This window comes from Nocardioides sp. (genome assembly GCF_036405735.1).
Lineage (GTDB): Bacteria > Actinomycetota > Actinomycetes > Propionibacteriales > Nocardioidaceae > Nocardioides.
Window position 1 is genome coordinate 13,048 of the sequence record NZ_DASWXC010000059.1, and the last position, 20,425, is coordinate 33,472.

Sequence of the window (20,425 nt, forward strand, 5' to 3'; positions counted from 1 at the left end):
GAGCTGCTCGAGCGCGCCCTCACCCACCGCTCCTACGCCTACGAGCACGGTGGCCTGCCCACCAACGAGCGGCTGGAGTTCCTGGGTGACGCGGTGCTGGGCGTCGTGGTCACCGAGACGCTCTACCTGATCCACCCCGACCTCTCGGAGGGCCGCCTGGCCAAGCTCCGCGCGGCCGTGGTGAACGCCCGCGCACTGGCCGAGGTCGGCCGGGCCATCGGGCTGGGTGAGCACATCAAGCTCGGCCGGGGCGAGGAGTCCACGGGCGGGCGCAACAAGGCCTCGATCGTGTCCGACACGGTCGAGGCCGTCATCGGTGCGGTGCACCTCAGTGGCGGCATCGACACCTCCTCGGCCCTGGTCCACCGCCTCTTCGACCCGCTGATCGAGGCCGCCTCGGCGCTCGGTGCCGGGCTGGACTGGAAGACCTCCTTGCAGGAGCTGGCCGCCGAGCGCGGCCTCGGCGTGCCCGAGTACGTCCTCGCCGACGAGGGTCCCGACCACATGAAGACCTTCACCGCCCAGGTCCGGGTGGGCGAGCAGCTCTACGGCAACGGCGTCGGCCGCTCCAAGAAGGAGGCCGAGCAGGCCGCCGCGGAGACGGCGTACGGCGAGCTCGACGCCACCGACGCCACCGACGCCGACAGCCAGGCGGCCCGGCCCTCCGAGCTCGCCGCCGGCGAGTAGATGCCGGAGCTGCCCGAGGTCGAGGTCGTCCGCGCCGGCCTCGAGCGCCACGTCGTGGGCGCGACCGTCACCGCGGTCGACGTGCTCCACCCGCGTCCGCTGCGGCGCGACCCCGGCGGCCCCGCGGCCTTCGCCGCCGCGCTGGCCGGGCGCACCTTCGTCGCGGCCCGGCGCCGCGGCAAGTACCTCTGGCTGCCGCTGGACGACGGCAACGCCGTGCTCGGCCACCTCGGGATGAGCGGCCAGCTGCTCGTGCAGCCGCCCGAGGCTGCCGCCGAGCGTCACCTGCGGGTCCGCTTCTCCCTCGCTGGTCGAGTAGCCGCCGAGGGACGAGGCGGCGCATCGAGACCACTCGAGCTGCGCTTCGTCGACCAGCGGATGTTCGGCGGTCTCGCCCTGAGCCCCGGTGGCGCCCAGCTGCCGCCCGAGATCGCCCACATCGCGCGCGACCCGATCGACCCGGAGTTCGACGAGGAGGCCGTCGTACGCCGGATCCGCCGCTCCGGCAGCGGCGTCAAGCGGCTGCTGCTCGACCAGACGGTCGTGTCGGGTGTGGGCAACATCTACGCCGACGAGGCGCTGTGGCGCAGTCGGCTCCACGGCGAGCGGCCCGGCAGCCGGCTGACCGCGACCCAGGTCCGCGAGCTGCTCCAGAACGCGCGGGCGGTGATGCTCGCCGCGCTCGCCCAGGGTGGCACCTCCTTCGACGCGCTCTACGTCAACGTGAACGGCGAGTCGGGCTACTTCGACCGCTCGCTGCACGCCTACGGACGCGAGGACGAGCCGTGCGAGCGGTGCGGCACGCCGATCCGGCGCATCGCGTTCGCGAACCGCTCCTCGTACTTTTGTCCGGTGTGCCAGCCGGCGCCGCGGGTCCGGCGCTCCTAGTCCGGACGGGCTAGCCCGACCCCGGGGTTGGGTGCGAACCGGTCATGTCACCGCCGGCACCGCCGATGGGTGTCTCCGGCGACTCACGACCGCGGCCGCCGGACCCCGAAACGGAGGACAATGATCGACTCGCGTGCTGCCGAGGTGGCGCTCATCCTCAACCTCCACGCGGAGGGCGAGCTGGCCCTCGCGACCCTCGGCTCGCTGGGACGTGCCCTCGCCCACGCCGCCGAGCGCGGCATCGGCACCGAGGTCGTCATCGTGCTCGACCGGGCCGACGAGGCGACGCGGACCGTCGCCCAGCAGGCCAGGGCTGCGGGCGGCCCGCTGGCAGCGGCAGCGCGGATCGAGATCGTCGAGACCGATCATGGCGACCTCGGCCTAGCGCGCAACAGCGGCTTGGAGCACACCACCGCGGAGTTCGTCGGCACGCTCGACGGCGACAACCTGATCTCCGCCAACTGGATCGCCGAGGCGTACGCCCTGTTGCGGGAGGAGCCGGGCGCCGTCGCTCATCCCGAGCTCCAGCTCTTCTTCGAGGGCATCTTCGCGATCGCCCGCAACCCCGATGTCGACGACGCGTCCTACCGGGCCTGGGCCCTCGCGGAGAACAACCTGTGGGACGCCTTCGCGATGGCCCACCGCGAGCTGCGGCAGCGGTTCCCGTACCAGCCGACCCCGGCCGGCTTCGGCTCGGAGGACTGGCAGTGGAACAGCACGACGCTCCATGCCGGCGTGCGGCACCGGACGGTGCCCGGCACCATGCTGTACTACCGGTTCAACCGCTCAGGATCGCTGCTCAGCTCGCAGCGCTCGCGATCCGCTCTCGTCGGCGCCACGCCGCTGCTGCGCTCCCGCGAGCTGGCGCGCGCGTCCCTGGCGGAAGGGGGACAGCCGCCGCCGCGGCCGGCCGCCGAGCCCGCCAAGGCACTCGCGCTCCGGGACGACTGGGCGGCGAACGCCGCGCTCGAGCCGAAGCTTCCGGCGCCGACGCCCGGTGTCATCGAGCAGGTCCCGTGGCTGCGCGAGAACCCGTCGGCCGCCGGTCCGGCGCACTGGTGGCTGGTCGACCGTCTGCCCGACGCGATCGACACGCTGGTGATCGGCGACGACCTGCTGATCGCCGACGGCGTCGAGGTCGGGCTCGAGCCGATCTTCCGCGGCCTCGCCGAGCGCGGCGTGCCGGTGCAGCAGGGCCTGCGTGAGCGCGTCGTGGCGACGATCGTCGTGCAGTACGGGCCGCGGGCCGTCCACATCCGCAGGTCCGCCCGCTCGACGCTGGCGCTGCACGGCGACGCGTTGCGGGCGCACTCCGAGGTCGTCGAGGAGGGCGGGCCCCTCGCGGCCAGCGTGCCACGCCCCGAGGGCGTCGGGGAGGGCTCGCAGATCACGATCATCGTCCCCACCTACCAGGGCGCGGACCGGATCACGACCTGCTTGGACGACCTCGCCGCGCAGACGCTGCCGCCCGACATGTTCGACGTGGTCGTCGTGCAGAACGGCCCGCCGACCGACACCCCGCGCATCGTCGCGGAGTGGCAGGCTGCGCACCCGGCGTACCAGGTCCGGCTCATCGAGACCGAGGTGGCCAGCGCCCAGAACGCGCGCAACATCGTGCTCGACGGAGCGGCGGGTCCGATCGCCGACTGGGTCGGCTTCGTCGACGACGACGACCGGCTGCAGCCCCGCTACCTCGAGGCGCTCTGGGACGCCGCCGCCCCCGGCCAGGTGCCCTACGGCCGGGTCGGCATCGTGGTCGAGGGGGCGCTCGACCGGATCGACGAGGACTCCTGGCTGACCACGATCCCGCGGCAGTACGCCGGGAAGCCCCGCGGGGCGGCCAGCAACGCCGACCTGTGGCCGGCCATCAACCCGGCATGGGCCAAGATCGCCGAGCGCAGCGTGATCGGCGAGGTCCGCTTCGACCCGAGCATCAAGTACGCCGACGACACGGTCTTCTGGATGGAGGTCCTCGCCCGCTCGGGAGCGAGCCTCACCGTCACCGACTTCCGGGAGGACTCGGCCTACCTCTGGGTGCAGCGCGCCGGAACGATCACCCGGTCCGGGGGCGACCCCTGGGACACGCTCGTCATCAACAAGCTCGAGGCCATCGAGCAGATGCGGCACGCGAGCAGCCACACCAGCGAGCCGGCGACGCTGAAGGCGTGCGACCGGGTGTGCGAGTTCTTCTGGAGCAGCGTCGTGAGCACGGCGCGCCAGGATGCCGAGACGCGACAGCGGGTGATCGCCGAGGTGCGACGGCGTGAGCTCGGTGCGGTGCCCTGGGCCGCGCTTCAGGAGGGGATGGGCGGCCAGCTCGCCTTCCTCGACGCCAGCGACCCGGCCACCGCCCGGCGCCTGGTCGGCGCGGGCGTCCCCGCCGCCGTCGTCGCCCGCTCGCAGGGCCCCCGGAAGGACGCGGACCTGCGCGCGACGCTCGACGAGGTCCTCACCGGGGTCATCACCCTGCCGGCCGATCCCACCTCGTGGCAGGTGGTGGGCCGGGTCAGCAGCGAGATCCGGGACTATCTCGCTGCCCACCCCGCCTACGTGGAGCGGCTCGGCTCCCTGCGCAGCGATGCCGACGGCCCGTTGGAGCACCTGTTGGCCGCGATGCTCAAGATCGCGCGCCCCGACTGGCCGTGGACCGCTCACCTCGGGTCGGTGCGGGTCGCCCGCCGCGGCCTGGCCGGCGGTGACGGTGGCAAGGCCGCGGTGGTCCCCGACGAGATCTTCACGGTGCTGACCGGCGCGCTGGCAGCCGCCGTCCCCGAGCTGACGGAGGTGCCGGAGACCCTCGGTGCCTTCGCCGAGCTCGCGATCGCGGTGCTCGCCGACCACATCGAGTTCGCTGATGGACTGCAGCAGGAGGCCTACCTGCGACGGCTGAGCGCCGCAGGGGCGCCGGAGACCGTGAGGGACCGGGTGGCCACCGGCGCAGGCACGGACGAGCCGCCGGCCCCGGCCACCCAGGCCGACGTCGGCGCCGCCCCGCAGCGGGCGGCGACCCGCACCTCGCAGCAGAAGGGTTCGACGGTCGGACACGTCCGGTCGCCGCTCCAGGTCCTCAACCTGGCGGAGTACTGCGCGGCGACCGGCGTCACGCCGGACCTCGTCATCGTGGACCACTGCCTCAACGAGCAGAACATCGAGCAGATGTACCGCGTGCTCGAGCTGGTGCTGCCCGGCGTACCGACCTTCGCGCAGCGGCTCACGGGCGGTTGGAAGACTCCGGACTGGTCCACGACGGTCATGTTCCCCGAGCTCACGCAGGCGCTGCTGCCCTACCTCCCGATGCGGCGGTTCGTGTTCGGCGAGTACAACGCCGCCGTGCTCTGGCAGCTCCTCAACGAGCTCGGACTCCAGGGACCGGACGTGGTGCTCGTCGACGACGGGAGCGCCACGATGGGGATCGACCGGCCGCGAGAGCTGGCCGCACGGGCCGGGGAGCCGGCCCCCGACGGGCTCGACCACCGGCCGGTGCCGCAGATGACCTTCTTCACCACCTTCGCGGACCAGGTGAGGGCGGCCGCGGGCGACATCGTCATCCCGAACACGCGAGCACTGCTGCGCGAGCGCTTCAGGGAGATCGCCCTCGACGACTCGATGGTGTTCGTCGTCGGCTCGCCCCTGCTGGAGGCGGGCGTGGTCACCTCCGGTGACCTGGAGCTGGCGGTGGAGCTGGTCGAGGAGGCGCGACGATGGTGCCCCGACGCGACCGTCGGCTACGTCGCCCACCGCTGGGAGCGCCCGGAGAAGCTCGAGGTGCTGCGCTCGATGTGCGAGGTGCTGGTCTTCGACCTGCCCTTCGAGCTGGTCGCGGCACAGATCGGCACCTGCCCGAGCCGGTTCGTGGGGAACGTCTCGACCCTGCTCGGGAACCTCGCCGATCTCACCGAGGAGCGGGTCGCGATCCGCTCCTTCCGGCTGCCGACGCCGTTGGTCGCGGAGGACCGCCGCGCCGGGGTCGACATCGTGACCGAGACGGCTGCCCGGCAGTACTCGCGCTCGATCAGCGTGCTCGACTACTCTGCCCTCGCCGACCCCGTCTGAGGAGCCCTGATCAGCCCTGAGTAGTCCCGCATCGCCACTGCTGACGCTGATCGGGCGGGAGCGCGAGCTGCTGGCCGACGACATCGCCGCCCACGAGGCCGAGCTGACCGAGCTGGTCAGGTCCTCGCGCTTCCTGGTTCTCGGCGGCGCCGGCTCGATCGGCCAGGCGGTCGTCAAGGAGCTGTTCCGCCGGGGACCGCGCAAGCTCCACGTCGTGGACATCAGCGAGAACAACCTCGTCGAGGTCGTCCGCGACGTCCGCAGCAGCCTCGGCTACATCGCGGGCGACTTCCAGACCTACGCCCTCGACATCGGCTCGCCGGAGTACGACGCGTTCTTCCGCCACGACGGCGAGTACGACTACGTGCTCAACCTCTCCGCGCTCAAGCACGTGCGCAGCGAGCGTGACCCCTTCACGCTGATGCGGATGATCCAGGTCAACGTCGTCAACACCGACCGCACCGCCCGCGCCGCCGCCGAGGCGGGAGCGCGCAAGTACTTCTGCGTCTCGACGGACAAGGCGACCAACCCCGTCAACATGATGGGCGCCTCGAAGCGGATCATGGAGCTCTTCTTGGCCCGCCGCAGTCGTGACATCGACGTCTCGACGGCCCGGTTCGCCAACGTGGCGTTCTCGGACGGCTCGCTGCTGCACGGCTTCGAGCAGCGCCTCGCCAAGCGGCAGCCGATCGTGGCCCCCGACGACGTGCGCCGCTACTTCGTGACGCCGAAGGAGTCCGGCGAGCTGTGCCTCATGTCGTGCCTGCTCGGCGGGAACGGCGACGTGTTCTTCCCCAAGCTCAGCGACGACCTGCACCTGATCACCTTCGCCGAGATCGCCCTCAACTACCTGCGCGGCCGCGGCTTCGAGCCGGTGCTGTGCGAGAGCGAGGAGGAGGCACGGGCGCTGGCCGCCACGCTTCCGGACCAGGGGCGGTGGCCGTGCCTGTTCTCCACGAGCGACACGACGGGGGAGAAGGCGTTCGAGGAGTTCCACGCCGAGAGCGACGACGTCGACTGGAGCCGGTTCGCGAACCTCGGCGTCATCCGCGACGCCATCGTGCCGGATCCGGCCGGCGACGCCGCGGTCGCGGCGTTCGAGGAGCGCATCGCGGCGCTGCGCGCCCGCGGCTCCTGGGACAAGCGCGAGATCGTCGAGCTGTTCACGACGATGGTCCCGGAGTTCCACCACCAGGAGACCGGCACCTACCTCGACGGCAAGATGTGAGGCAGCCGTGACCGCACCCGTCCCCGTGGCACTGGTCGGTGCCGGCGGGCACGCCCGCGAGGTGCTCGACGTCGTCGACGCGGTGAACGCGGAGGGCCGTCTCCGCATCGAGGTGGTCGGCGTGGTGGCCGCCGAGGCGCCGGGGCCCGACAGCCCGATGGCGGCCTACGGCCTGCCCTACCTCGGCGGCGACGAGGCATGGGGGGAGCTGCCGCCCTCGGTGGGCTACCTGCTGGGCATCGGCTCGCCGCAGGTGCGGGCCCGGCTGGACGCCGCGCTGCGCGACCGTCCGGCACCCGTCCTGGTCCATCCCGCCACCAGCCGGGGTCGCGTCGTCGACCTCGGGCCGGGCAGCGTGCTGTTCCCCTTCGTCAGCGTGACCAACCACGTGCGGCTCGGCCGCCACACCCACGTCAACCGCAACGCGACCGTGGGTCACGACACCACGCTGGGCGACCACGTGCTGGTCGGTCCGGGTGCGGTGGTGTCGGGCGCCGTCACGGTCGGCGACCGGGTGATGCTGGGCGCGGGGTGCTCGGTGCGCCAGAACCTCAGCGTCGGCGCGGACGCCGTCGTCGGGATGGGGGCGGCCGTGGTCGCCGACGTGCCCGCCGGGGTCACCGTCACGGGGGTGCCGGCCCGGCCCCGCTGATGCGGCAGACTCTGCAACGCGGCGGCACCCGCGGCTCACGCCGACGGCCGGCCGCGCCGATGATCAGATCGAACCAACCAGCGGGAAGGCGAGCGTGGACACGCAGGCAGTGATCGACTTCGTCCGGGAGTGCTACCGGACGAGCGAGTTCATCCCGCTGCACGTCCCCACCTTCACCGGGAACGAGCAGGCGTACGTCGTCGAGACGATCGAGTCGACGTACGTCTCGAGCGTCGGGGCGTTCGTGGACCGCTTCGAGCAGATGGTCGCCGACTACACCGGCAGCCCACGGGCCGTCGCGACCGTGAACGGCACGGCCGCCCTGCACGCGGCGCTGATCGCGGCCGGGGTCGGTCGGGGCGATTTCGTTGTGACCCAGCCGCTGACCTTCGTCGCCACCTGCAACGCGCTGCACCAGCTGGGTGCGGAGCCGGTGTTCGTGGACGTCGAGCGGCAGTCACTCGGCCTGGACCCCGACGCGGTGGCGGCCTGGCTCGACGAGCACGCCGTCGTCGACGGCGCGGTCTGCCGGCATCGGGCCTCGGGCCGCCCGATCAAGGCCGTGGTGCCGATGCACACCTACGGGCATCCGGTACGGCTCCCCGAGCTCCTCGCCGTCTGCGAGCGCTGGGGGCTGCGGCTGGTCGAGGACGCGGCCGAGAGCCTCGGCTCGTTCTACGGCGATCGCCACACCGGCACGTTCGGCGACTTCGGGACCCTGAGCTTCAACGGCAACAAGGTGCTCACCACGGGCGGGGGCGGCATGGTGCTGTGCCGCGACAGCGCCGAGGCGGACCACCTCAAGCACCTCACCACCACTGCCAAGGTGCCGCACCCCTACGAGTTCCTCCACGACGAGCCGGGCTTCAACTACCGGATGCCGAACCTCAACGCCGCCCTCGGCTGTGGCCAGCTCGAGGGACTCGCGGCGCGGCTGGCGAGCAAGCGTGCGCTCGCCGAGCGCTACCGCTCGTTCTTCGCCGGCAGCGACTACGAGTTCGTCGTCGAGCCGTCGTACGGTCGCTCCAACTACTGGCTCAACGCGGTGCTGTGCGCCGACCGGGCCCAGCGCGACGAGCTGCTCGAGGCGACCAACGCCGCGGGCGTCATGACCCGCCCCGCCTGGCGGCTCATGCACCGGCTCCCGATGTGGGCGGACGCGCTGCGCGGTGCGCTGCCGGTCGCGGAGTGGATAGAGGACCGCCTGGTGAACCTGCCGAGCAGCCCGGTGGAGGACTGAGATGCGCAAGATCGCTGTCTTCACCGGGACCAGGGCAGAGTACGGACTGCTGTCGTGGGTGATCCAGGACCTCCAGGATTCCGACGATGTCGAGCTGCAGCTTCTCGTGGGCGGGATGCACCTCTCGCCCGAGTTCGGCATGACGGTCTCCCAGATCGAGGCCGACGGCATCCCCATCGCCGAGCGACTGGAATTCGTGCTCTCCTCCGATACCTCGGTGGGGATGAGCAAGTCGATGGGTCTGGCCACGATCAGCGCCGCCGAGGCATTTGCCCGACAGCGACCCGACCTGTTGGTCCTGCTTGGTGATCGGTACGAAGCCATTGCGATCGCACTCGCCGCGATGTCGGCGCGGATACCCATTGCTCACATACACGGTGGCGAGTCGACGCAGGGTCTGATCGACGAGGCGATCCGGCACGCCGTGACGAAACTGTCACACCTCCATTTCACCGCCACCGATGCATACCGCCGCCGCGTAGTGCAGTTGGGCGAGGACCCCTCGCGGGTTTTCAATGTCGGCGCCCCGGGCGTGGACGGCGCCCGACGCCTGGCACTGCTCGACCTGCCTGCCCTGAGGGACGATCTGGGCTTCGACCTTCGCCCGCCCTACGTGCTTGCGACCTACCATCCCGTGACCCTGTCGCCGGACGGTGCTGTCGATGGCCTCCGACGCTTGCTCCGAGCACTCGCGGAGCAGCCGAACCACCAGGTCGTGATGACGTATCCGAACTCCGATGCGGGAGGGCGACGGATCATCCCGCTGCTCGAGCGCTTCCGGGACACGCATCCTGGACGGGTCCTCCTCGCCAAGTCACTCGGTCAACTGCGCTACCTCAGCCTGATGCAGCACGCTGCAGCCGTGGTTGGCAACTCGTCCAGTGGCCTTATCGAGGCGCCGGCCTTCGGGGTCCCGACGCTCGACATCGGCGAGAGGCAGCGTGGCCGGATTGCTGGCCCAACGGTTGTGCGGGTCCCGGACGACGAAGCGAGCATTCGTCGGGGGATCGCGCAGGTGCTCGACCCGACCTTCGCAGCAATGTGCACGTCAGCCGCGAGTCCGTACGGGGGCGGCGACGCATCGCGGCAGATCGTCGAGATCCTGGTCAGTCACCGGCTGGACGATCTGCTTGAAAAGAGTTTCTACGACATCGAGGTCAACCTGTGAGGGTGGCGCTGATCGGCTGTGTGGAGTCGAGCGAGATGGCCCTCCGCACGCTCCTTGAGTTGGGTTCGGACGCCGAGGTTGTCGGCGTGGTGACCAAGGAGCGTTCGCTGGCCAACGCTGACTTCGTCGACCTGGCGCCTCTCTGCGACGCTCACGAAATCCCGCGCCATTATGAGGCGAATGGACGACAGGCCGACAGCCTGAGCTTCCTCCAGGACCGAAGGCCAGACGTCGTGTACTGCATCGGATGGAGTCACTTGCTGAACCGCGACGCCCTGTCGGTCGCACCACTCGGCACCATCGGCTTCCATCCAGCCGCTCTGCCGCAGAATCGCGGACGTCATCCGATCATCTGGGCGCTGGCTCTTGGGCTTGCAAGCACCGCCAGCACCTTCTTCCAGATGGACGAGGGTGCCGACTCGGGTCCGATCCTCAGCCAGTGCCCCGTGCCCATCTGGCCCGAGGACGACGCAGGCTCGCTCTACGCACGCATTCTCGGCACCGCTCGCGAGCAGATCCGAGACGTGACCCGCGATCTTGCGCATGGCACCGCGGTGCTTCAGCCGCAGGATCACTCGCAGGCCACTTACTGGCGAAAGCGGACCAGACGGGACGGCGTCATCGACTGGCGGATGCCGGCGTCGGACATCCACAACCTGGTGCGTGCGTTGGCTCCGCCCTACCCCGGGGCAGAGTTCGAGTGGCGCGACACCACCATTGTCGTCGCGCGTTCGAGGGTGCACCGGATGGTCGTCCCTTCCAACGTCGAGCCGGGGAAGGTGCTCGATGTCAAGGAGCGGACGCTCTTGGTGAAATGTGGTGGCGGCTCGGCGGTGTGGATCGAGCCGGCTGGCGAATCCGGCACACCTCAGATAGGGGAGTACCTATGACGTGCGTGTTGGTCGTCGCGCCACATCCTGACGATGAGTCGCTCGGCTGCGGCGGAACGCTGCTGCGCCATCGAGCGGACGGAGCGGAGGTGCATTGGGTCATCGTGACCGAGATGTCGGTAGACGCAGGCTATAGCGCCGAGAGGATCGCTGCCCGCGAGGCGGAGATCCACGAGGTCGCGGGCCGCTACGCGTTCGCGGGCGTCCACAGGCTCGGCCTGCCGACCGTCTACCTCGACACGCTCCCGATGGGCGAGGTGGTGGGTGCGATCGCGGCGGTTGTCAACCAGGTGGCGCCCACGCACGTGTACGTCCCGCACCGGCACGACGTCCATTCCGACCACACCGTGGTCTTCGACGCCGTCGTTGCGGCCACAAAGTCTTTCCGCTGTCCGTCGATTCGCGCGCTGATGACCTACGAGACGCTGTCGGAGACCGATTTCGCGGTACGGCCCGACGGCCTGTTCCGACCGAATCTGTTCGTCGACGTCACCGACCACCTCGAGGAGAAGCTAGCCATCCTGGAGCTCTACGGACACGAGATGCAGCCTTTCCCCTTCCCGCGGAGCCGCGAGGCGGTGGCGGCGCTCGCAGCGCTCCGTGGGACGCAGGCCGGCGTCGCCGCGGCCGAGGCGTTCACGATCCTCAAGGAGATCCGGCCGTGAACGGTGTGACGGTGATCGCCGAGGCGGGCGTTAACCACAACGGCGACCTGGAGCTCGCACTGCGGCTGGTCGACGCGGCCAAGGCCGCCGGTGCGGACGTCGTGAAGTTCCAGACCTTCCTCGCCGACCAGCTGGTCACGCCCGGAGCGGCCCGGGCGGCGTACCAGGAGCGGAACAGCGGCGGCACGGAGTCCCAACTGGCCATGCTGAAGCGCCTCGAGCTGGGCTTCGAGGAGCACCGCACCCTGGCCGCCCACTGCCGCGCGGTCGGGATCGAGTTCCTCTCGACCGCGTTCGACTTCACCAGCCTCGCCTTCCTCGTCGACGAGCTGAGCCTGACCACGCTCAAGGTTCCGTCCGGCGAGCTCACCAACGCCCCGTTCGTGCTCGCCCACGCCCGCGCGGCGGAGCAGCTCATCGTCTCGACGGGCATGGCGTCCCTCGCCGACATCGAGGCGGCCCTGGCGGTTATCGCCTTCGGGTTCACCGCGGCACCGGACGCCGCGCCGACCATCGACGCCTTCGCGGAGGCGTACTCGAGCACCGCGGGCCGGGAGGCCCTGCACGATCGCGTCACGATCCTGCAGTGCACCAGCGAGTACCCCGCCCCGGCGGAGCAGGTGAACCTCGCCGCGATGCCGGCCATGGGGTCGGCTCTCGGCCTGCGCTACGGCTACTCCGACCACACCGAAGGCATCGCCGTTCCGATGGCGGCAGCAGCGCTCGGGGCGCGCGTCGTGGAGAAGCACTTCACGCTCGACCGCTCGCTGCCCGGTCCTGACCACCGCGCCTCGCTGGAGCCCGGCCAGCTGGCGGCGATGGTGTCCGGCATCCGCGAGGTCACGGCGGCGCTCGGTGACCCGGTCAAGCGACCGCAACCGAGCGAGCTGCCCAACCGCGGGCTGGCACGCAAGAGCCTCGTCGCGATCGCGTCGGTGCGGGCCGGCGAGCGGTTCACCCCGCAGACGCTGGGCGTGATGCGCCCGGGGACCGGGCTGTCGCCCTACGGCTACTGGGCGTTGCTCGGCACTGCGGCGAGCCGCGACTACGCACCGGGTGACCTGATCGACGAGGGGACGCGGTGAAGGACTGGCGCACGATCCGCCTCACGCCGGAGGCCACCATCCGCGACGCCATGCGGGCGATCGACGAGGGCGCCACCGGCATCGCCCTGGTCTGCGGCGCGGACGACACCCTGCTGGGCACGGTCTCCGACGGCGACGTACGCCGCGGCCTGCTCGCCGACCGCGAGATGGCCGACCCGGTCACGACCGTCGCCAACCCCCGGCCGCGGACCGCGCCGGTCGGTGCGGATCGGCTCGAGATGTTGGACCTGATGCGCGCGCACGGCGTCACCCTGCTGCCGCTCGTCGACGGCACCGGCCGGGTTCGGGGCGTGCAGACGCTGAGCCGCCTGCTGGAGCGGCCCCACTTCGACAACCCCGTCTTCATCATGGCCGGGGGCTTCGGCACCCGGTTGCATCCGCTGACCGCCGACACGCCGAAGCCGATGCTCAAGGTCGGCGACAAGCCGATGCTGGAGCACCTCGTGCGGCGGTTCGTGCGCCACGGGTTCACGAACCTCTACATCTCCACGCACTACCTGCCGGAGAAGATCCGCGACCACTTCGGCGACGGCAGCGACTTCGGCGTGCGCATCACCTACGTCCACGAGGAGACGCCGCTGGGGACCGGTGGCGCGCTGGGCCTGCTGCCGCCCGACATCGCAAAGTTGCCGTTGCTGATGATCAATGGCGACGTGCTCACCAACGTCGACTTCACCCGCCTGCTGCGCCACCACGAGCAGCAGCAGTTCGCCGCCACAATGTGCGTGCGCGAGTACGAGTACCAGGTGCCCTACGGCGTCGTGCAGAGCGACAACGACGTGGTGACCGGGATGACCGAGAAGCCGGTGCATCGCTATCACGTGAACACCGGCATCTACGTGCTCGACCCGGAGATCGTGGCCGGTGTCGTACCCGGCACCCGCATCGACATGCCCACGCTGCTCGAGCGGGTGGCCGACGACGGCGGCAAGGTCGGGATCTACAGCTCCTTCGACTACTGGCTCGACATCGGCCGGATCGACGACTACGAGCGGGCCCAGCAAGACATCGGCATCCTGGGGATGACGTGAGTACCGCCTATGCCTTCGTCTTCGCCCGCGGCGGCTCCAAGGGGCTGCCCGGCAAGAACGTGCGACCGCTGGCCGGCAAGCCGCTGCTGCACTACGCCGTCGAGACGGCACGCGCGGCGGCCGGCGTGGCCCGGGTCTTCGTGTCGACCGACGACCTGGCGATCGCCGAGGCTGCCCGGGCGGTGGGCGCCGAGATCATCGACCGTCCCGGCGAGCTCGCCACCGACACCGCGGCCGAGTGGCTGTCGTGGCGGCACGCGGTGCGGTGGGTCGAGGAGCGGTACGGCGCCTTCGACACGTTTCTGAGCGTGCCCGCGACGACACCACTGCGCTCCGTCGCGGACGTCGAGCGCGTGCTGAGCCGGCTGGCGGAGGGCGACGTCGATGTCGCGCTCGCGGTTACGCCGTCCCACGCGAACCCGTACTTCAACCTGGTCGACCGCGACGACGACGGCACCGTCAGTCTGATGATGGCTCCCGCAGGCCCGGTCGCGCGCCGCCAGGACGCCCCCCAGGCCTTCGAGATCGCCGGGTCGGTATACGCGACCACGCCGGGGTTCATCCGTGACAACGAGCGGCTGTGGGACGGCCGGGTGGCCGGCGTGGAGGTGCCCCGGGAACGCGCGGTCGACATCGACGAACTGGTTGACTTCATGCTGGCCGAGGCGCTTCTCGCGCGCCGTCGGACGCCGCCGGATTGACCCCCGTCTCGATCGGTGGGACTCTTGTAGGCGGTCCGGAAGCCGGGCCGTCCCCACTCGATCCCGAAGAAGGAATCGTCATGGCCAAGGCGCTGATCGGCTACCTGAACAGCGACCTGCGGACTCCTCACCACCTCGTCGCCGAGAACGCTCGGCTGCGGTCGCGGGTGCAGGAGCTCGAGGAGCTCGTGCTCGTCCTGAAGCAGGAGAACGACGCGCTCGTCGCCCAGGCGGCCGAGCTGGTCGAGACCACGATGCAGGAGATGCAGCCGGCCTGACCGGCCTGGGCCGGGCCGGCCGCGTCGGCAGGGCCGCCTCCTAGGATCAGGGCATGACTGGCACCTCAGGCACCCCGGGAACCACCCGGCCGGTCGGCCCGGACGCGCCCACCGCCGTACCTGCCGGCCTCGCCGTCGAGCTCAATGCGCTCAACCCGATCCCGGAGGAGGAGCGCCACGGCACGCCGCGGACGCTGTTCTGGCCGTGGTTCGGCGCCAACGTCTCGGTGCTCGGCCTCAGCTACGGCTCGTGGCTGCTGGCGTTCGGCGTCTCCTTCGCGCAGGCGCTGGTCGTCGGCCTAGTGGGCATCGTGGTCTCGTTCCTGCTGTGCGGCTTCGTCTCCCTGGCGGGCAAGCGCGGCTCGGCGCCGACCATGGTGCTCAGCCGCGCCGCCTTCGGCGTCGAGGGCAACCGGCTGCCGGCGGTCATCTCGTGGGTCCTGACCGTCGGCTGGGAGACCGTGCTGGCCTCGCTGGCCGTGCTGGCGACGGCCACCGTCTTCGGTGAGCTCGGCTGGGGAGGCGGCACGCCCACGAAGGTGATCGCCCTCGCGGTGGTCGTCGCCGTGGTCATCGCCGCCGGCGTCTTCGGCTTCCGGGTCGTGATGCGCCTGCAGGCGCTCATCACCGTCGTGACGGGCGTGCTGACCGTCGTCTACGTGCTGCTCGTCGCCGACCACGTCGACCTCGACACCGTCACGGCGCTGCCCGCCGGCAGCACCCCGGCGGTGATCGGCGGCCTCGTCTTCATGATGACCGGGTTCGGTCTGGGCTGGGTCAACGCCGCCGCCGACTACTCCCGCTACCTGCCGCGGTCGGCGTCGAGCTCCGGCATCGTCACGTGGACCACGGTGGGCGGCGCCCTCGCGCCGGTCCTGCTGGTCGCCTTCGGCCTGCTGCTCGCGGGCTCCTCCGCGGAGCTCAGCGAGGCGATCGGAGCCGACCCGATCGGGGCGCTGGCGACGCTGCTCCCGACCTGGGCGCTGGTGCCGTTCGCGCTCGTGGCGGTGCTCGGCCTGATCGGCGGAGCCGCGCTCGACATCTACTCCTCCGGCCTGGCGCTGCTGGCCGCCGGGATCCGGATCCCGCGCTACCTCGCCGCCGCGGTGGACGGCGTCATCATGGCGGTGGGCGCGGTCTACTTCGTCTTCGGCCCCGGGGACTTCGTCTGGAAGTTCCAGGGCTTCCTCATCACCCTCGGCGTGCCGATCGCCGCGTGGTGCGGCGTCTTCCTCGCCGACGTGCTGCTGCGCCGCGGGGCCTACGTCCACGCCGACCTGTACGACGGCCGCGGCCGGTACGGCGCGGTCAACTGGCTCTCCGTCGGCCTCGTGGTGGTCGGCACCGTCATCGGCTGGGGCCTGGTCACGAACGCCAGTGCCGAGTGGCTCACCTGGCAGGGGTATCTGCTCGACCCGCTCGGACTGGGCGGCAAGCAGGGCGACTGGGCGTTCGCCAACCTCGGCGTCCTCGCGGCGCTGGTGATCGGCTTCGGCGGCGGCCTGCTCGGGCGTGCGGCGATCCGGCGCCAGGAGGCGGTGTGACCCAGGCGACCCAGGCGACCCAGGCGACCCAGGCGACGCTGGTGGCGCCCGACGCGGCCTGGCTGGTCGTGGTCGACATGCAGCGGGTCTTCTCCGGCGAGAGTCCGTGGGCCGCGCCGGACTACGCCCGCGCCAGCGCGGGCATCCGGCGGCTGCTCCCGGCGTTCGGGGAGCGGGTGGTCTACACGCGCTACGTCGCGCCGGAGCGGCCGGAGGGAGGCTGGGTCCCGTACTTCGAGCAGTGGCCGTTCGCCCTCGTGCCCGCGGACGACCCGCTCTACGACCTCACCGACGAGTTCGACCCGGGGGCGCACGCGGTCCTGACCCGGAGCACGTTCGGCAAGTGGGGCCCCGAGCTCGTCGCCGCGACCGGCGGGGCCTCCGAGATCGTCCTCACGGGCGTGTCGACGGACTGCTGCGTGCTCTCGACCGCGCTGCCGGCGGCCGACGCCGGCGTCCATGTCGTCGTACCCGTCGACGCGTGCGCCGGCGCCAGCGCCGAGGACCACCAGCGGGCGTTGGACGCGATGGCGCTGTACGCGCCGCTGATCGAGCTGACGACGGTCGCCGAGACCCTCGGCCTTTCGGCGCCATCCGGCTAGAGTCCTGCGGCATGCAGGGGCACGCCGATCGGGCGACGGAGAACACCAAGCGTGAGCGCGGCGCCGAGGCGCAGCGCGCCGCGATGAAGAAGCGCCGCGACCTCTTCCTCGGGTTGCACGACTTCACCGCCGGCCGCGGTCTGGAGATCGGGCCGCTGGACGCCGGCATCGCCGATCCCGATCAGGACGACGTGCGCTACGTCGACGTCTACGACACCGAGGGGATCCGGGCCCACTACGCCGACGACCCGAACGTCATCGCCGAACTGGTCCCGCATGTCGACTACCCGCTGCACCAGGACGGGCGGATCCTGAGCCTCGCGGACGCGGCCGCGCCCGGCGCGCCGTACGACTGGGTGATCGCCTCGCACGTCATCGAGCATGTGCCCGACGTCATCGGCTGGCTGCAGCAGCTCGCCGCCGTCACCAGCGACGACGCTCGGCTGCTCCTGGCGGTCCCGGACCGTCGCTACTGCTTCGACCGCCACCGGCCGCCGACGACGGTCGGCGAGGCGCTGGTCGCCTACCAGGAGGGCCACACCCGCCCGAGCGTGCGGGCGGTCTACGACTTCTACAGCTCTGTCGTCGACGTCTCGCCGCGCCGGCTGTGGTCGGGTGCGCGGCCCCCGGGGCGGGCGGCGCGGATGCATGACCCCCAGGCGGCCCTGCGCCATGTGGAGAACGCCCGCTCCGGGACGTACGTCGACTGTCACGTCTGGACCTTCACTCCCGAGTCGCTGCTGGAGCAGGTCAAGGAGCTGCGTGCCCTGGGCCTGTGCGAGTGGTACGTCGAGCGGCTGCAGCTGCGACGCGGCACCGTCGAGTTCCTCGCCCTGCTGCGCCGCGTGCCACCCGGTGCGAGCGAGGCCGAGCTGCCCGAGCCGCCGCTCGCCTCCGACCTGCCCGACTGGCTGGAGGGGGAGTGGCGGGTGCGTGAACGGGTCCGGGAGCTGCGCGCGAAGCTGAAGGAGAGCCGGGAGCGGTACGCCGCTCTGGAGTCGTCGCGCTCGGTGCGGCTGAGCCGGGCGGTGCTCGGACCGGTGCGCAGCGTGCTGCGTCGCCGCCGGCGCGGCTGACGCGTCGTACCCCGACGGCGTCGGCGCCGGGCGGTAGGCTGTCGCACGCTGAGCTTCCCCCGCGTCGGCCGGACTTCCCGCAGGTCTGAGAGGATCGGCCTTCGTGTCCGCTCGACCCGGCCACCGGCGCGACGAGACGAACCGACGAGGGAGCCCGCGTTGTACCTGAAGAGCCTGACCCTGAAGGGGTTCAAGTCCTTCGCGTCCGCCACGACGCTCCAGCTGGAGCCGGGCATCACCTGCATCGTCGGTCCCAACGGCTCGGGCAAGTCCAACGTCGTCGACGCGCTCGCCTGGGTGATGGGGGAGCAGGGCGCGAAGTCGCTGCGCGGCGGCAAGATGGAGGACGTCATCTTCGCCGGCACCTCGGGCCGGCCGCCGCTGGGCCGCGCCGAGGTCGTCCTCACCATCGACAACTCCGACGGCGCGCTGCCGATCGAGTACGCCGAGGTCACGATCAGCCGCACGATGTTCCGCTCCGGCGGCTCGGAGTACGCCATCAACGGCCAGTCCTGCCGGCTGCTCGACGTGCAGGACCTGCTCAGCGACTCCGGCATCGGGCGCGAGATGCACGTCATCGTCGGTCAGGGCCAGCTCGACACGATCCTGCACGCGACCCCCGAGGAGCGCCGCGGCTTCATCGAGGAGGCCGCCGGCGTCCTCAAGCACCGCAAGCGGAAGGAGAAGGCGCTCCGCAAGCTGGACTCCACCGAGGGCAACCTGACGCGGCTGGCGGACCTGCTCACCGAGATCCGCCGCCAGCTCAAGCCGCTGGGCCGGCAGGCCGAGGTCGCCCGGCAGGCCGCGACCGTGCAGGCCGACGTCCGCGACGCCAAGGCGCGGCTGGTGGCCGACGACCTGGTGACCGCCCGCACGGCGCTCGAGCAGGAGCTGGCCGACGAGTCGGTGCTGCTGGCCCGGCGGTCGGAGGTCGAGCAGGCGGTGGCGACCGCCCGCGAGAGCGAGGCGGCGCTGGAGGCGGCCCTGCGCGAGGACCTCCCGGCCTTGGCCCAGGCGCAGGAGACCTGGTTCTCCCTCAACGGTCTGCGCGAGCGGCTGCGCGGCACCCAGTCGCTGGCCGCCGAACGGGCCCGCAACGCGGCCGCGACCTCCGAGGTGGAGCACCGGGGCGGACGCGACCCCGAGGAGCTCGAGGCCGAGGCGGAGCGCGCCCGCGCCCAGGAGCAGGAGATCGCCGCCGAGGTCGAGCAGCACCGCACGGCGCTCGAGCAGGCGGTGGCCGAGCGCCGTGACGCCGAGGACGCCGCTGCGGCCGAGGAGCGGCGGATCGCAGGCCTGCTGCGCGCGGCCGCCGACCGGCGGGAGGGGCTCGCGCGCCTCCACGGGCAGGTCAACGCGCTGCGCTCCCGGCTGACGGCCGCCGACGAGGAGGTCGGGCGGCTCACGCTGGCCCGCGAGGAGGCCGTGGCGCGCGCCGAGCGCGCCCAGCGCGACTTCACCTCGCTCGAGACCCGCATCGCGGGCCTCGACGCCGGCGAGGAAGGGCTCGACGCCGAGCACGAGGCGGCCAGTGCGGCGCTCGAGGACATCGAGGAGCGGTTGCTGAAGGTGCGCGAGGAGGCCGCCCAGGCCGACCGCGACCGCAGCGCCCTCGCGGCCCGCAAGGACGCGCTCGAGATGGGCCTGGCCCGCAAGGACGGTGCCGCCGCACTGCTCGGGGGCGCCGACGGCGCGCCCCTGCCCGGGCTGGTCGGGTCCGTCGCGGCCGTGCTGAGCGTCCGAGCGGGCTACGAGACGGCCGTCGCGAGTGCGCTCGGCCCGGCCGCCGACGCGGTCGCGGTCGACGACGCCGGTGCTGCGCTGGCCGCCATCAACCTGCTCAAGGACGGCGACCACGGCCGCGCCGGCCTGCTGCTCGGCGGGGCCCCCGCACAGCCGCGGGACTGGCCGCGACTGGACGCGACGGCGACGTACGCCGTGGACGTGGTCGACTGCCCCGAGCCGCTGCGGCCCGCCCTCACCCGCCTGCTGGAGCGGGTCGCGGTGGTCGAGGACCTGACGGCCGCCTCCGCCCTGGTCGCCGCTCATCCGGGCCTCGTCGCGGTGACTCGTGACGGCGACCTGCTCGGCGCCCACTTCGCAGCGGGTGGCTCCTCGAGCCAACCGAGCCTGATCGAGGTCCAGGCGGCGGTCGACGAGGCCACCGAGCAGCTCGCTGCCGCGGTCGCGGCAGGGGAGCGGCTGACCTTCGAGACCTCCCGCCTCGAGGCCGAGCGGCTCGAGGCGCAGCAGCGCGTCGACGTTGCGCTGGCCAAGCTGCACGAGTCCGACGCCACGCTGGCCGCGGTCGCCGAGGAGCTGGGGCAGTACGGCACCCAGGCGCGTGCGGCCCGTGGGGAGGCCGACCGGCTCGCGCAGGCGATCGCCCAGGCCGAGCAGGGCAAGGAGCAGGCCGTCACCGGCCTGGCCGAGCTCGAGGCGCGGCTGGCGGGCGCCGAGGATGCTCCCGACGAGGAGCCCGACACCTCCGAGCAGGACCGCCTCGCCGAGGCGGCGCGCGCCGCGCGGCAGGCGGAGATGGACGCGCGCCTGGCGCTGCGCACCTCCGAGGAGCGGGCACGCGCGCTGCACGGCCGCTCCGACTCGCTCCTGCGG

General features: G+C 71.8%; 17 protein-coding genes. All 17 read left to right on the top strand.

The genetic code is table 11. From position 1 onward, the window contains the following. Positions 1-3: 3 nt before the first annotated feature. On the top strand, positions 4-687 hold the full coding sequence (gene rnc, locus VGE38_RS09670) for a ribonuclease III (RefSeq protein WP_331142347.1): 684 nt from the start codon (positions 4-6) through the stop codon (positions 685-687). Continuing rightward, positions 688-1,575: a bifunctional DNA-formamidopyrimidine glycosylase/DNA-(apurinic or apyrimidinic site) lyase gene (gene mutM, locus VGE38_RS09675; RefSeq protein ID WP_331142331.1), complete on the top strand. Its 888-nt coding sequence runs from the start codon at positions 688-690 to the stop codon at positions 1,573-1,575. It begins immediately after the preceding gene. A gap of 120 nt (positions 1,576-1,695) precedes the next feature. Beyond that, complete coding sequence (locus tag VGE38_RS09680) at positions 1,696-5,628, top strand: glycosyltransferase (RefSeq protein WP_331142332.1); 3,933 nt, start codon at positions 1,696-1,698, stop codon at positions 5,626-5,628. 82 nt (positions 5,629-5,710) lie between these two features. Then, positions 5,711-6,856 (top strand): UDP-N-acetylglucosamine 4,6-dehydratase, encoded by a 1,146-nt coding sequence (locus VGE38_RS09685; protein WP_331142348.1) that lies wholly within the window; start codon positions 5,711-5,713, stop codon positions 6,854-6,856. A gap of 7 nt (positions 6,857-6,863) precedes the next feature. After that, complete coding sequence (locus tag VGE38_RS09690) at positions 6,864-7,508, top strand: NeuD/PglB/VioB family sugar acetyltransferase (RefSeq protein WP_331142333.1); 645 nt, start codon at positions 6,864-6,866, stop codon at positions 7,506-7,508. Between the two features lie 94 nt (positions 7,509-7,602). After that, positions 7,603-8,748, top strand: coding sequence for a LegC family aminotransferase (locus VGE38_RS09695; protein WP_331142334.1), 1,146 nt, complete (start codon positions 7,603-7,605; stop codon positions 8,746-8,748). A 1-nt stretch (position 8,749) separates the two neighbouring features. Further along, on the top strand, positions 8,750-9,916 hold the full coding sequence (gene neuC / locus VGE38_RS09700) for a UDP-N-acetylglucosamine 2-epimerase (RefSeq protein WP_331142335.1): 1,167 nt from the start codon (positions 8,750-8,752) through the stop codon (positions 9,914-9,916). Positions 9,917-9,918: 2 nt separating this feature from the next. Continuing rightward, complete coding sequence (locus tag VGE38_RS09705) at positions 9,919-10,806, top strand: formyltransferase family protein (RefSeq protein WP_331142336.1); 888 nt, start codon at positions 9,919-9,921, stop codon at positions 10,804-10,806. 5 nt (positions 10,807-10,811) lie between these two features. Next, a complete protein-coding gene (locus VGE38_RS09710; RefSeq protein WP_331142337.1) occupies positions 10,812-11,471 on the top strand; it encodes a PIG-L deacetylase family protein in 660 nt (219 codons plus the stop codon). After that, on the top strand, positions 11,468-12,556 hold the full coding sequence (gene neuB / locus VGE38_RS09715) for an N-acetylneuraminate synthase (protein ID WP_331142338.1): 1,089 nt from the start codon (positions 11,468-11,470) through the stop codon (positions 12,554-12,556). The genes VGE38_RS09710 and neuB overlap by 4 nt, the downstream gene beginning before the upstream one ends. After that, positions 12,553-13,608, top strand: coding sequence for a nucleotidyltransferase family protein (locus VGE38_RS09720; protein ID WP_331142339.1), 1,056 nt, complete (start codon positions 12,553-12,555; stop codon positions 13,606-13,608). The genes neuB and VGE38_RS09720 overlap by 4 nt, the downstream gene beginning before the upstream one ends. Further along, the gene (locus VGE38_RS09725) at positions 13,605-14,309 is read left to right on the top strand and encodes an acylneuraminate cytidylyltransferase family protein (protein WP_331142340.1); all 705 of its coding nucleotides are present in this window, start codon (positions 13,605-13,607) and stop codon (positions 14,307-14,309) included. Before VGE38_RS09720 ends, VGE38_RS09725 begins: the two co-directional genes overlap by 4 nt. 80 nt (positions 14,310-14,389) lie before the next feature. After that, positions 14,390-14,587 carry a hypothetical protein gene (locus VGE38_RS09730; protein WP_331142341.1) on the top strand — a complete coding sequence of 66 codons (198 nt, stop codon included), beginning with the start codon at positions 14,390-14,392 and terminating at the stop codon, positions 14,585-14,587. Positions 14,588-14,640: 53 nt separating this feature from the next. Further along, on the top strand, positions 14,641-16,131 hold the full coding sequence (locus VGE38_RS09735) for a purine-cytosine permease family protein (protein ID WP_331142342.1): 1,491 nt from the start codon (positions 14,641-14,643) through the stop codon (positions 16,129-16,131). Then, positions 16,128-16,733 carry a cysteine hydrolase family protein gene (locus VGE38_RS09740; protein WP_331142343.1) on the top strand — a complete coding sequence of 202 codons (606 nt, stop codon included), beginning with the start codon at positions 16,128-16,130 and terminating at the stop codon, positions 16,731-16,733. The genes VGE38_RS09735 and VGE38_RS09740 overlap by 4 nt, the downstream gene beginning before the upstream one ends. An 11-nt stretch (positions 16,734-16,744) precedes the next feature. Further along, the gene (locus VGE38_RS09745; RefSeq protein ID WP_331142344.1) at positions 16,745-17,809 is read left to right on the top strand and encodes a class I SAM-dependent methyltransferase; all 1,065 of its coding nucleotides are present in this window, start codon (positions 16,745-16,747) and stop codon (positions 17,807-17,809) included. A gap of 159 nt (positions 17,810-17,968) precedes the next feature. Further along, on the top strand, positions 17,969-20,425 hold a 2,457-nt coding region (gene smc / locus VGE38_RS09750), incomplete at its 3' end, for a chromosome segregation protein SMC (RefSeq protein ID WP_331142345.1).